This window comes from Methylobacterium sp. J-043 (genome assembly GCF_022829505.1).
In the GTDB taxonomy this organism is placed as follows: domain Bacteria; phylum Pseudomonadota; class Alphaproteobacteria; order Rhizobiales; family Beijerinckiaceae; genus Methylobacterium; species Methylobacterium extorquens_A.
Genome location: NZ_JAKSYB010000009.1, coordinates 19,016 through 33,652 on the forward strand (window position 1 = coordinate 19,016; position 14,637 = coordinate 33,652).

1 protein-coding gene (running past one end of the window) is annotated in these 14,637 nt (G+C 68.7%); it reads right to left on the reverse strand.

What is annotated here, in order from left to right:
* On the reverse strand, positions 1-14,532 hold part of the coding region annotated (locus tag MKK50_RS00170; RefSeq protein WP_499019551.1) for an LEPR-XLL domain-containing protein (this coding region is incomplete at its 3' end). 19,015 nt of the annotated region lie to the left of the window's left edge; 14,532 of 33,547 annotated nt are visible.
* Between the last annotated feature and the right edge of the window lie 105 nt (positions 14,533-14,637).

The window sequence follows — 14,637 nt, forward strand, 5'->3', positions numbered from 1 at the left end:
AAGCGCGAAGCCGATCGAGACCGCGACACCGTTCGAGCCGCCGAAGGCCGCGCTGACGGCGGCCGTGAGTGCGTTGGCGGTGATGCTCGACGTATCGGCCGCCTTGACGGTGACGGCACCGGCCTTGATCGCATTGCTCGCGATCGCGCTGCCGCCCACGCCGTTGCCCTCGATGAAGGCCTGCGTGGTGACACCGATGGCGTTGATGACGGCCGTGGCGCCGCCGCTGACGCCGACGGCGTTGGAGCCGCCGCCCGCGAGGCCCGCCGAGATGGCCGCGATGTTCGCCTTGATGACGTTCTTCGACGTCGCCTCGACCGCCAGAGCGCCCTTCGCATCGACGCCGACGCGGGTCAGGGACGCCTCGACGACGGTGCCGCCGTTATTGGCCAGGGCGTAGCTGGTGTTGGCATCGGTGCCCGACGAGGACCAGACGCCGATGCGGTTCTCGGCGATGGCGGCGCCGAGCCCGACGCCCGCGGCATTGCTGCCACCGACGCCCGCGGCGAGCGAAGCCGCCAGGATCGCGGCGTTGATCGCGGCCGAGGCCTCGGCCTTGACGCTGATGTTGCCGGCCGCGCCGGTCGTGATCAGCTTGCTCTCGCTCGCCTGCGCACGGGTGCTGGTGGTGATGACGTTGCGCGCATAGGTCACCGCCGCGCTGACGGGCACGGCGTTCGAGCCGGACGCGGCCACGGCGATCGCGGCCGAGGCGGCGTTCGCGGTGATGGCGCCCGCCGATTTCGCCGAGACGAGGATCGCACCCACGGTCTGCAGGCCGCGATCAAGGTTCTTCACCGTCGCCGAGACGTCGTTGGCGATGGAGTTGAGCGCGATGCTGCCGCCGACGGCGATCGAGAGGGCGTTACCGGACGCGGCGGCGAGCGAGAGGCTGGCCGAGAGCGCCTGCGTCGTGATGGTCGAGATGTCCTCGGCCGAAACGGTGGCGCTCGCAGCCTGGAATCCGGGCGTCGCGCCGGTCTTGTCGCCGTCGATTGAGGCTGCGACCGCGAGGCCGATGTTGCTCATCGCGAAGGTGCCGCCGACGCTGACCGCGCCGGCCTTGCCGCCCGCAACGGTGACGCCGGCCGCAATCGCGACGATGTCGGTCGTGATGGCGTTGTTGGCGCTCGCCGCGACGGAGAGCGCCCCCGTCGTCGTGACTTGGCTGCCCACCAGGGTGGCCGAGACGTTGGCACGGCTTCCCAGCGAGGGCGCCTCGCTCAGCGTGTGGGCCGTCTCGTCGTAGGCGGTCCAGGCACCGATCTCGTTGTAGGCGATGGAGATGCCGAGCGCGCCCGCGCCGCCGTCTCCCGCCCCGCCGCCGATGGATGCCGCGGCGCCAACGACCAATGACTTGATCGTGGCATTGCTGCCGGCCGTGACGGTGACGTCGCCCGTCGCGTTGATCGACGCGTTCTGGCCCGTGGCCGTGGTGCTGCTGTTGATCTTGTTGACCGCCGCGACGCCGGCACCGGAGACAGCGATGCTCTTGTCTGCGCTCGCGCTCACCGCGACGCTGGCCGCCGCGGCGCGCGTCTCGATAATGCCCTGCCGCGTCGCGTCGATGGTCACGCCGCCGGCAAGGGTCGTCACATCGGCGTTCTTCACGGTCGCCGAGACGTTGCCGCTGATCTCGTTGATCGCGACGCTTGCCGCGAGAGCGACCGCGACCGACTTGCCCTGGCCGAACGAGCCGGCCACCGAGGCCGCGCCGACATCCGACGAGATGGTCGAAGCGTTCTTGGCGGTGACCGCGAGGCTGCCGGCCTCGATGGCGACCGACGTGCCGTCCGCGGCGTAAAGCTCCGCCGTGGTGGCGACGTTGACGGTGTTGCGCGCGCCCGAGCCGCCGAGGCTCGCCGTGCGCGCGTCGCCGGTCCCGCTGCCCGAGACACCGACCGAGACCGTCACGGTCGTCGCATCGATATCGGCCCTCGACTCGGCGCGCACGCCGACGGCGCCGGTCGACCGCACCGGGGTACCCGCCACCGTCGCCCGAACCGCTGTGCCCGAACCGCCGATGACGTTCTGCGCGGCGGAGACGCCGAAGGAGACGCCCGTGGCCTTGCCCTCGGCCGTGCCGGCGAGTGTGACCGCGGCCGCGCCGGTGAGCGCGACGATCTTCGCGGTGTCCAGGGCCGAGACGGCGAGACTGCCGACCTTGGCGCCGCCATTGGCACCGTCCCCGACCTTGGAATCGGTGATCTCGGCGATCGTCGATCCCTTGATCGTGTTGATCGAGAGCGCGCCGCCGCCGCTCACCGAGGCGCCGTCTCCCTTCGAGGAGACCTGCGCGCCGACCGCGGCGGCGTAGGTCTGCGCGAAGATGTCGGCGCTGCGATCCGCAGCCACCGTCACATCGCCGAGGGTCGCGAGATTGGCGATCTGCGTGATCCGCGCGGCCACCTCGCTGGTGATCGCATTGTCGGCGAGCGACAGGGCGATGGCGAGGGTCGACTTCGAGGCGGTGTTGCTCGCATCCGCGCTCAGGTTGGCCGAGAGGCCGAGGGCGACGGAGGTCGCCCGGATCACGGCGGTGTCCTTGGCCGAGACGTTGATCCCGCCCGTGCCGGAGGTGACCGCGTCGTCGCTGCTGCCGGTGCCGTCGATGACGGCCGAGGCCGAGGTGACGACCTTGTTGCGCACGAACAGGCCGCCGCCGGACAGCGCCACGTTGCCGTCGGTGCTGGAGCCGCCGGAGCTGCCGCCCGTCGAAACGCCGACCGCCATGGCGGTGGCGAGGGTCCGGGCCTCGATCCGGCCGCCCGATTCGGCCTCGACCGACACCCGGCGCCCGGCGCTCAGCCGTGACTTGGTCACGGTCGCCTTCACGTCGAGCGAACGCGCCTTGTCGGCCGCGAGGCTGCTGGTGCCGTCGACCGGGATCAGGCTGAGGTTGTAGCCGATCATGTTGAAGGCGAGCGAGACGCCGATCGCCACCGCCTGGGCCGCGCCCTTGCCGACGATGACGGCGGCCGCCGCGGCCTCGACCGAAGCCGTGACGGTGGCCGTGCTCTTGGCGGAGACGGTGATGTTGCCCTGGCCGCCGGTTCCGTCGGTGACGCTCGGGGCTTGGCTGCCGGACGCAGTGATCCGGCTGTCGGCGATCCTCGCCTCGACGCCGCCGAGGATCGTGTTGATGCCGAAGGCGCCGCTGCCGGAGACGCCGAGATTCTTGCCGTCCTCGGTGCTCAGCAGCACGGCGATGGCGGTGGCCGCGACCTTCGCGGTGATGGTGGCGGTGTTGGCGGCGGTGACGCTGACGTCGCCCGCGCTCGCCGTGAGGTCGCCGATCCGGTCGAGGCCGGCTTCGAGCACGACGTCGAGGATGGTGTTGCGGGCGAAGCTGGCGGCGACGGAGATCGAGCGTGTGGTCGTCGCGGTGCCGGTTCCGCCGGTGTTCCCCGTATTGCCGGTATTCCCGGAGGTGTTGGTACCGCCCGTGGTGCCGCTCGTGTCGGGCATGTTGTAGACCACCGCCGTGACGGGGGCCTTGACCACGGCATCAATGGCGGACGCACTACGGGCGTTGACGGCCACGCCGCCCGCCGCCTTGAGGCTCGTCACGTCGGCGATGGTGGCCGAGGTGCCGACACGCGCGAAGTTCAAGCCGGCAACGGCGCCGACGGTGGTCGCGGCCGAGCCGATCGAGGTGACGGCGTTCTCGATGGTGGCCTTGATGGTCGCCTGGGACAGAGCCTCCACCGAAACCTTGCCGGTGGCGTTGATCGGCTGGCCCGAGATCGAGGCGGTCGCGGCGAACTGGCCGCCCTTGGTCATCTGGCTGTCGAGATCGATCCCGACGAGCAACTCGGCGAGGTCGAACACCGCGTTGGTGCTCGGGCTGCCGATCTTGTTGAAGGCGGCGGTGATGCCGACGGCGGTCTCGCTCGAATCGACCGTGCTGTCGATCGTGGCGGTGATCGTCCCGGTGTTGCGGGCGCCCACCGCGACATTGCCGACGGTCGCGTTGGTGGCGGCGTCGCCGAGCGGGCTGCGGTCGATCGTGGCGGTGCTCGCGCCCATCACGACGTTCGAGGCGATCACGGCCTGGGCCGCGACGGAGTGCTTGTCGCCGGCCTTGGTGCCCGGCTTCAGCTTCGACTCGACCTTGCTGTTGACCGTCGCGGTGATCGCACCCTTCTGCTCCGCCTGGACGCTGATGTCGCCGGCCTTGGCCACGGTCATGCCGGTGAGCGTCGCCGTGGCGGCGCTGCGTACGTCGTTGGTCACGAGGATGCCGCTAACGGCGACGGCGTAGGGCTTCGACGGGGTCTGGCCGCTGGTGGTGTTCGTGTTGTCGGCCGGCGGCGTCGCCGAGCCGGCGACATCCTTGCTGTCGCCGAGGTTGAGCACGCCCGGCGGCAGGAATTTCACGAACTCGCGGAGATTGTTCTCCCGCCAGCCATTGGCCTCCGTGTAGCTCTCCGTCTTAAGGTCGGAGACGAGCTTGGTATCGCCGAAATAGACGTACAGCTTCTCGACACCACCGACCTTCGCGAACACGATGTCGCCGAACGTGACGGTCTTCGAGCCCGATTCGGTGGTGTAGGTGTAGTTGCCGAGGATTTTGTCGGCGAAGTCCTGCAGCACGCTCGGCTTGGTCAGGCTGGCAATCGCCGAGAGGTTGTTCAGCGAGGTGATGCTGCCGTTGCTGGTGGCCGAAATCGTCACCTTGCCGGCTGCGTCGAGCGTCTTCGTCGGGTCGATGGCGGTGCCGGCCGCGTTGCTGCTGTCGATCCGCGCCACCGCCTCGGAATTCACGAGGTTGCCGGAGAGCGCGAAGCCGATCGCGTAGGCGCTCGCATCCTTGAGCACCGCTTGCGAGGCACTGGCCTTGTTGGTGAGCTGGGCGTTGATCGACGCGTCCGAACGCGCGGTCACGGCGAGCGTGCCGCTGGCGTCCGTCGTCGTGACGGTGCTGCGCAGGATCTGCGCGCGCGCCCCCGACGGGTCGGCGTCGTTGCCGCTGCCGGCAGCGATCAGCGGCTGCCCCGTGATCGTGTCGGCGGCGCGGAACAGGATGTTCTGCTCCTTCCAGCCGATGGTGTTGAAGGCGAGCGTGATCGACACCGCGCCCTGGTCGCTGGAGGTCGCGGTTTTGGCCGTGGCGTCGATCGTGGCGGTGTTGGCCGCATCGACGTTCATCCCGCCGCCGGTGACGGTGCTGTCGATGATCTCGGCTCGCGCCGTGCCGAGAACGGCGTTGGTGGCGATGATGCCGCCGAGCGCGAGGCTCGTCGGCTGGCTCTTCGTGCCGAGCGTCCTGTCTGTGGACGGGTCGGCCGGCGTGGTCGGGGCCGGAGTGCCGGTGCCGCTCGTCGGCTTGTAGGAACTCGCCGACTTGACGTTGGCGGCGCTGTCGGCGGTCGCCTTGATCGTGGCGGTCTCGCTCGCCTGAACCGTGACCGTGCCGCCCGCCTCGGCGGTGACACCGGTGATGCGCGCAACGGCGTCCGCGTGGACGCTGTTGAGCACGACGAGGCCGCCGATCGCGAGCGAGGCGGAGGGCTGCGCCGCGACCGTGCCGGTCTTGGCGGCATTGTTGGCCGACGGGTCGCCCGTGGGAGCCACCGTCTCGGTCGAAGACGTAGCCGGGGCCGGTGTCGTCGTGCCGGTCCCCGTGCCTGTTCCCGTGCCGGTGGTCGGCAGCTTCAAGCCATCGGGAATGAAGTTGGATTCGAGCGCCCGCTTCCAGAGGAGCTTATTGGTGTAGTCGGTGGCTGCGAGATCAATCTTCGCGTTGCCGCCCATGTAGATGAAGATGTCCCCGGCCTTGTAGGCGCTGGACTTGTCGGCGATCAGTTTCCATTTCGTGCCGTCCGTGAAATCCGGATCGAGCGAGCTGATTTCGACCAGGATGTCGGCACCGACATACTTGTAGATTTTGCCCGAGAGATCTTCGATCGTTTCGCCGGTCTTGACCGTGATCTCGCCCTGTCCGGCCTTGTAGGTCGGCTTGGCGTAGCCGTCCGCGATCCGCACCCGCGCGCCGAAGGTGACGTCCTGCGCGTTCGCGGTCTTCGGAAGCTGGCCGTATGCCGAGAGGTCGATCGCGCCGATGCTGTCGGTGCTGAGGCCGAACGGCTTCAGGAAGTTGTTGAGCCCATCCTTCAGTTCCAGGATCTTGCCGGCGGTCTCGATGACCGCGCGATCGACGGCGACCTGCAGACGGATCAACTGGCCGACACTCTTCTCGGCCGAATCGGTGCTGTTGCGCAGCGCGGCCTCGTCGAGATAGCCGAGACGCGCCGCCTCGGCGGCGACCTTCAGCGCCTCGAGCCGCGCCTCGTCCCCACCAGCCGTGTTGACCGACAGCGCCGTCAGGTGCCCCGACAGCGCGTCGGCCGCCTCTTTGATCCGCGTCTTGAGATCGGTCTGGTCGGTGCTCGGAATCTTGGAGGGATCAATTCCGTTGAGCTGGTCGACGAGGGTCTGGTTGATCTTGACCAGGTACTCCGTCGTGACCTTGCCCGCCCTGAGTTCGAGCAGCTTCGTCTCGACCTGCTTGAGCAGCGTCGCGGGGCCGGCCTGAAGCTCCTCGATCAGCCCCTTCACGCGGGTAATCTGCGCGGTGACCTTCTCCTCGAAGGCCAGCAATTCGGCCGGTGCCCAATCGGCGCGGTTCTTGATGATGTTCGACTGGATCGTGGCCGACTGAACCTCGTTCGGGTTCGTCGAGAAGTCCGACGGCAGGTACTTGTTGAGTTTGGACTGATTGGTGACGGCGCCGCCGTCGCTCTTCGTGACGGTCGAGCTCGTGACGATCTGGACGTTCGAGGTGATGCCGGCCGCATCCGTCGCCGTGACGGCCAGGGCGCCGCCGGCCGTGATGTCACGGGTCACACCTGTGTTGTCGATGAGAGCGACGGCGCTGCCGCTCACCTTGTTCGAGGCGAGGACGACACCGAAGCCGGTGCCGGCGCCGCCCGAGACCATCGCGACGTCGACCGTGGAAGTCGCGGCGTTGCTGACGGTCGCGTTGATCTTGGCAGCGGAGGTCGCCGAGACGGTCAGATCGCCGCCGGCCTTTGCCGACGACTGGACGATCGTCGCCTTGGCGCCCGCGCCGATCTCGCCACCGAAGGCTCCCGAGATGGCCGACTGGCCGATTAGCGTGTCGATCGCGTTGAAGAGCAGGTTCTGGGTCTCGTAACCGACCGAGTTGAACGCGAGCGTCACCGCGCCGGACACGCCCTGGCCGCCCGACGTCGTCGACGACGCCCGGATGCGCGCATCGACGCCGGATTCGTTCTCGGCGCTGACTTCGAGATTGCCGGTTGTGGATTCCACCGTCGAACGCAGGACGCTGGCGTCGGCGCCGCCGCGGACGACGTTGGTCGCGGCGATGCCGTTGGCCGCGATGAGCGTGCCGCCACCGGTGCCGCCGCTGGTGCCGGCCGCGCCGGTCTTCGATTGGAAGGAGGCACCGCCGGACGACGTCACGGTGCTGAGCACGGTGGCCGAGATGTCGGCAGCGTCCGCGGCATGGACCGTCAGGTCCAGCGCGGAGGTGACCGTGGCATCGGTGATGCGGGCGCCGGCACCGCCGGTCACCTCGTTGTAAACGATCAGGCCGCCGAAGGCCTTGGACGACGAGCCGGGGGTGCGGTCGGTTGGGGTCGGAGCCGTCGAGCCCGCGGCGGGCGTCGGCGCCGCCGGCGGGTTGGCGACCGTATCGAGCTTCGGCATGACGGTCTTGGCCGCCGCCGGAATCCAGTTCGCGCTGGTGTAATCCTCGCCGTGGAGCGTGACCCGCGTGTTGTCGGCCCCGCGCCAGATGTAGATCGTGCCCTTCTCGCCCTTCGAGAGGGTGTCGGTCTTCGAGAGCAGCACGCCCTGGCCGGCCATCATGTCCTGGAAGCCGCCGTTCGACGTGTAGCGCGCCTTCTGGCGCGTGATCGTCGTGGTGCCTTCCGCGGTCTTGATGGTGGTCGTGTCTTTGTCGAGGGTGTCGCCCGTCGTGGTACCGGGCGTCGTGCCGGCCACCGTCGGCTTGGTGGACACGATGGCCCCGTCATCGACCGCGAACCAGCGGGCCGCGTTGGTGTAATCCTCGGTCGCGAGATCGACCGAGGCATCGGACGCCGCGACGAAGATGAAGACCCGGCCCTTTAGAGTGGGCTCTTCGGTCCGCTTGGCGTCGGTGTTCGAACTCGATCCGGCAGGCGCGGTGAAATCGGCGGCGAGCCGCACACGGTCACCGGCCTTCAGCGCCTTGGTGCCGGATTTCGAGGTGTAATCGTAAATGTTGAGGGCGGTGGCGACCGCCTTCTTGGCCAGTTCGGCAACGCTGCCGGAGACCGACGACGCCCCGATCATCGTGCTGGTCGATTCGATGCCGGCTTGATTCTTGGCCGAAACGGTCACCGCGCCATCGGTCGAGGCGACGGTGGCGGCGGTCTGCGCTGGGGCCTGAGCGGCGACGGTTTCCGCGCCGATGAACGCCTCGGCGCGGGCGCTGACCTTGTTCATGGCGAGCACCGCGCCCGCGGAGATCCCGCGTGCGCCGGTCTCCGCCTTGTGGACGGTTTCCTCGGAATCCGCCTGCTCGGCCTTGTTGCCGGCCTCGGCCGTGATCTTGGCCTGGCTGTCGGCAGTGACGGAGACGTCGCGCTTGGCCGTGACGGTGGAGCCGGTGATGTAGGCCTTGGCGCCGGCCGGGTTTTCGCCGTTGGTGACGGTGGCAATGAGCGGATCGCCGACGATGGTGTCGACGGCGTTGAAGAGCGGGTTCTGCTGCTGGAAGCCGACCGTGTTGAAGGCGAGCGTGAAGCCAACCGCCGACGTTTCGCCGGCGACGGAGCCGGCCGCACTCGCCTCGATCGTCGATGCGTTCTCGGCGGAGACGCTCACGCCCCCGTCTTCACTCGTAACGGTGCTGTCCTTGATGTAGGCGACCGCGCCGTTCTGCACATTGTTGGACACGAGCACGCCGTTGGCGGCCGAGCCGCCCTCGGCCTCGACTTCGCTCTCATCGGTGGCGTTGATGGACGCTTCCGATTTCGCGCTGACGCTGACGTCACCGGTGGCTTGGACGGTGGTGTTGACGATCCGGGCCGTGGCCTGACCCGACACGTCGTTGCGGGCGAAGATGCCGCCGAGAGCCATCGCCGAGGACTTCGCCGCCGCGATCTTTCCGGTCGGAGCGGCCGAGCCGCCGGTCGCACCCGGCACGACGTTGGTGGCGTCGAGCTTCTTCCACAGCGCGAAGTCGGCGAAGTCCCGCGCCGTGTTGCCGAGATCCTCGGCGGCGGTGAAGTCCGCGCCCATGTACTGGTACACGGCTCCCTTCTCGCCCTTGCCGGCCCAGGTATCGCTGAGGCGGATCTTCTCGCCGAACTTCACCTGCCGGCTGCCGGACGCGGTGGTGTAGGTGTACTCGCCGAGCAGCGCCTCGGCGTTCTTGCCGAGGCCGCTGACCGAGCCGGTCTTCTCGGCCGAAGCCGAGGCCGCCACGGCGGTCTCGGCCTCGATGCCGACCGTATCGGTGGCGGACACCGTGACGTCCGTGCCCGAAACCGTCTTGGTCCGGGCATCGATCACCGCCTCGGCGGCGCCGCTGACGCGGTTCATCGCGACGAGACCGGAGACCGCCAGGGAGTTGACGCTTGCGGCCTTGGCCGCAGCGGTGACTTCGTTGCTCAGGGTCGAGGCGATCGTGCCGGAGGACTCCGCCGTCGCGCTGACAGCGCCCGTGGCCGTAACCCGGGTATTGGTGATGCGGGCGCTGGCCTGCGCCGTCGCCGGGTTTCCAAGATTGGTTCCGACCAGGGCGTTGAGGGTGTCGAAGCCGAGATTGCTGCTCTCGTAGCCGATCGCGTTGAAGGCGAGCTGGATGCCGCCCGCCCGTGCCGTGGTCGTCGGCGCGGTCGTTTGCCCCGACCCCGTCGTCGGCGTGGTGGTGCCCGTCGTCGGCGTCGTGGTGCCACCGGTCGAGCCGCCGGCGGCGGGGTCGGCGGCGGCGTCTTCGGTACCGGAGGGGCCGCTCGACAGCGCGGTGATCTGCGCCTGGACTTCAGCTTCGATCGAGCCGGTCGTCTTCGCCTCGACCGTGACCGCGCCATCGTCGCCGGCAGTCGCGACCTCGGCGTCGGTGATAGAGGCGTCGGCGGCCGACAGGATGGTGTTGGTCGCGATCACCGCGTTGATCGCGAGCGCGCTCGAATTCGACGTGCTGGACTTGTCGAAGGCCGAGGTCTGGCCCGGAACCGTGCTCGCCGTCCCGCTGCCGGCCGTGCCCTCGGCCGTCTCGCCGGTCTGCTCACGGATCGTGGCGATCGCCTCGACGGTGGCATCGGCCTTCGACGTGATCGTCGCGCCGCGCTCGGCCGAGACCACGACGCCGCCATTCACCGTCGTCGTGGCGGAGGAATTGCTGATCGCGGCGGTGACGCCGCCCTTGATCTCGTTGCGCACGACGATGCCGCCGGCCGAGGTGCCGCCGGATCCGCTCGTCTTGGCCGGCGCAGCCTCGGTCTCGGTGACCCGGCGCCAGAGATCGCGATTCGAGAACGTCGCCGTCTTGAGGTCGAGCTTGTTCGCGGCGGTGCGGTCCGCACCCATATAGGCGTAAACGTCACCCTTCGCGCCGATGAGCTCCCAATTCGCGCCGGTGAAGTTCTCCTTCGACAGGTCGATCGAGTCCGACGTCGCCGGCGCGGTCGGCGTCTTGATGTAGCGGTAATAGGAGCCGACCTCGCCGCTGCCGGCCGGATGACCGGGGCTGACGAGAACGACGTCGCCCGTCTTGACCGTCTTCAGCGTCGGGGCCTTGCCCGGCGTCGTGCCGCCCTGCGCCTGCTTCGTCGTCGACGGCAGGTTGGACTTGATCGCGTCGAGGGTGCTGACGGTCTTGATCGCCTGCTCGCCGAGCAGCGTCGAGAAATCGACGGCCACGCGCTGGCCGAGGGTGATCGCCACCGGCTGGCTGGCGCTCAGCTTGTAATCGGACTTGATCTGCGGCTGCTTCGTGTCCAGGCCGCCGTCGCTGGCGGCTTGGCTCGACGCCACGAGCTTCACGTTGGCGTTGATCGTCGAGAGGTCCGTCGCGCGGACGCCGAGTTCCCCCCCGCTCGTGATGGTCGCGCCGCTGATCACCTCGGCGGTGGCCGTGCGGTTCATGCGGTTGGTCGCGATCAGGCCGCCGATGCTGCGCGAGCCTGCGCTCGTCACCGCGCCGGGCTCGCTGCTCAGCGTCGCCTTGCCGAGGAAGGTCCGGGCCTTGTTGATCGCCGTGCGCGTCGCCTGGGCCTTCGCTTCGTCCAGGCGCGACTGCTCCGGGGTCGACACCGTCACGGTGTTGCTGACCGTGGCGTTCACCGTGCCGGCGCTGATCGCCTTCACGCCGACGCCGCCGGTCGTGGCGGTGACGGTGGCGGCCTCGATCCGGGCACGGGTCGCCTGGGTGGCGGCAAAGGTGAAGAACCCGCTGCCGAGAATGGCGTCGATGGCCATCCCGACGACCTTGTCGGCCAGCTTGTCGCTGCCGGTCAGGCCGTCCGGCCGGTAGCCGACGATGTTGAAGGCCGCCGCACCGCCGATGGCGGTGCCGCCGGACTTGCTCTCACCGGCGACCGAGGTCTGCACCCGCGAATCGATGTTGGTCACGTCGGAGGCGTTGACGGAGATGTCGCCGGTCGCGGCGCTGACGCTTCCGCCCCGCACGGTCGCCGTGGTGCTGCCGAGCACGATGTTGACGGCGTAGGAGCCGGCCACGCCGAACTTGCTCGCGGCGACGACGGCCTTGGCGTTGGTGGTGAGGTCGAGGGCGTTCTGCGCGGTCAGCGCGACGCCTTCGGCTCCCGTCACGACCGAATCCGTGATCGTCGCCGTGATGTCGCGCTCGACCGTGTTGACGGCGGAGCTGCGGGCGATGCCGATCAACTCGCGCTTCGCCTCCTCGGCATCGCTCTCGTCTTCCAGGCTGTCGGTCCGGATCGGCTCGACGATGGCCTCCGCCTTGGTCGCATCCATCGCGACGACGGAGATGGCGCCGCTGGAAGCGGTCAGGCGCGCCGTCTCGACGACGGCCTTGGTGGAGCCGGTGAGCAGGTTGCGGGCCTGGACGGCGCGCGACTCGATCGCCGTGTCGTTGGTGGCCGCGACGGCAAGGGACGCGGCCGTGAGGGACACGCCGCGCACGGCGACCCGCACGGTGTCGCTCACGTTGACCTGGGCCGCACCCGCCTTCATCGGCGCAGGCAGCGAATTGTCGGTCTCACCGTCGCCCGCGACGAGGCTCTCGTCCGGTTTGGCCGGGTCGGTCGCATCGGTGGCGGCGCGGATGCGCACGGCCAGCGCACCGGTGTTGGCGGCATGGATCCCGGCGGCACCCTCCGCCGACACGAGGGCGGCATCGCCCGGCGCGGGGGCGGTGGCCGGAAGGCTTCCGGCGGCCGGCACGCCGAGATCGACGCTGGTCAGGCGCGTGACGGTCTGCGTGCCGGTCAGGCCGAACAGGTTGAGGATGTTGACGGCGGCCGCCGCCTTGGCGGCGGCGCTCGCAGCGGCGTCCAGGGCGGGGTCGTCGAACTGGAGGCCGGGCACCGACGCGGCGTCCCGCGCCACGAGCGTGATCGTCGAATCGGTCTTGTCGTCGGCCGAGATCTGGAGCGCGACGGCGGGATCGCTGCCGGCAATCGTACCGGCGCCGGTCTGCCTGATTCGCGAGTCGGTGCTCACCGCGCTCGGCGCGACCGTCACCTGGGTCGTGTTGTTGATCGTCGTCTCGGCCGACTTGATCAGGCCCCTGGCAGCGAGTTCGACGGGCGTGAAGATATCGCTGAAGCTGCCCTCGCCTTTGACGGCGCTCTTGACCTTGTCGAAGGTTCCGGCCGCAGCGCCGGTGATCGTCTGGACGCCGAGCAGATTGAGGCCGATGGCCTTCACATCGACCTTGGCCACCGTGTTGGCGGCGATCTTCACCGTGCCGCCGTTGACCGCCCCCTTGGAGCCGACGGCGATCGTCGAGCTGTTGGTCAGGTTCGGCTTGACGCTCGCAAGCTCCGAATTGAGCGTCGAGACCAGCGTGACGATGTTGTTGACGTCGGTGGTCAGTTCCGCGTCGCCCGTCCGCGCATCGACCGTGCCATCGAGCGTGATCCCGGCCAGCCCGTTGGCGGTGACGCTGATGGTCGAGATGTCGGCCGGCGCCGTATCGGCGATCGCGATGTCGCTACGGACGGCGACCTTCACGCCGGTTCCGCGGATCACGGCCCCGTCGTTGACGGTGACGGCCATCCGCGCGTTCGCGCTGCCGGAACGATTGAGGCCGGACGTGGCGAGGATGGGCGTCACGGTCGCGTCGGCGGCGATGGTGACTTGTCCGCTGGCGGACAGTGTCTTGCCCGACGCGACGCTCAGGGTGTTGGCACCCTCGCCGCCCTTGAAGACGATGCCGAGATCGCCCGCCAGCGCGCTCAGGTTGGCCGATACGGCGATGCTGTCGTCGCCCGCGCCGCCATTGAAGGTGACGGCGAGATTCCCGGATGCGGCAGAGAGATCGGTGTCGAAGACGATTCTGTCCGCGCCCGCGCCGCCGCTGACCGTGAAGGACGGTGCCGGCGGCAGGCTGGCCAGGTGGAGCGTGTCGTCGCCGCTGCCGAGGATCACGCCGAGGCTCGTCGTCGGCGCGGTGAAGGCGAGGCTGCCGAAGGTCGCCGCCGAGGAGCCGCTGGTCCGGGCCAGCGTGTAGCTGCTTCCGCCGCCGGACAGCGTCGCGTCGATGCTTCCCGCCACGACCGACGAGATGTCGAGTTGAAGACTCTTCTTGCCGCCGCCGAACGTGCCGCTGAGGCTGCCGTTCGCGCCGATCGTCAGCTTGTCGTCGGCCGAAGCGGCACCGACGAGATTGGCAACGTTCGAGAAGCTTCCCGCGAATTTCCCCGACGCGATCTCGCCGGCATTGGCGCCCGTCAGCTTGAACTCGGCGCCCGATTGCGCGGACCCGGTCGGCGTGTTCAGGAGGGCGATGGTGTTGTCGGAATTGTTGTTCGGATTCACCCCGGCATTGGTCGGATCGGTGAATGCGAGAATCGGCTTTTGAGTATTGCCCAAAAGTTTGAAGGAGTCGGCATCGACCGTAATGGTCTCTTTGCCGCCCGACCCTTGAAGCGTGTAAGCTTGGTTTGAACTCGCATCGATGATGCCGAACGTATGGAGCGGGTTTATACCCTGCGTCCCGTTCGTGTAGTCGAACACCTGAATGCGCTGCACCGTCTTCGTGGTGCTGTTGATGGTCTCGTCCCGCTGGATCAGCTTGACGAGAAGCTGATGCTCGACGGTCGCAGCGTCGGACGGTGCGCCGATCTGATAGGTGATGTCCGAGTTGAGAAGAACGCGCGGCTCCAACGGATCGAAAATCAGTCGATCGCGGTTGAAGAGCTTTCCGGCCTTCGTCTTCAGATGCAGGACGAGCTGACGCTTCGACGGACGCGACGGGCGCGGTGCCTCCACGGCCATGCGCGCACGATCGCGGCGGCGGAACAGGGGACCCCAGAAGCCTTCCGACTTAAACGGAAAAGCCATTGCCGCTCTCTCCAACCGGAACCTGCGCGGCCTGACCTGGCGCGCAAAGACACAGCGTCCCGGCGGACAAGAGAGCCGCCGGGGTCATCGTCACCGCTATTTCCA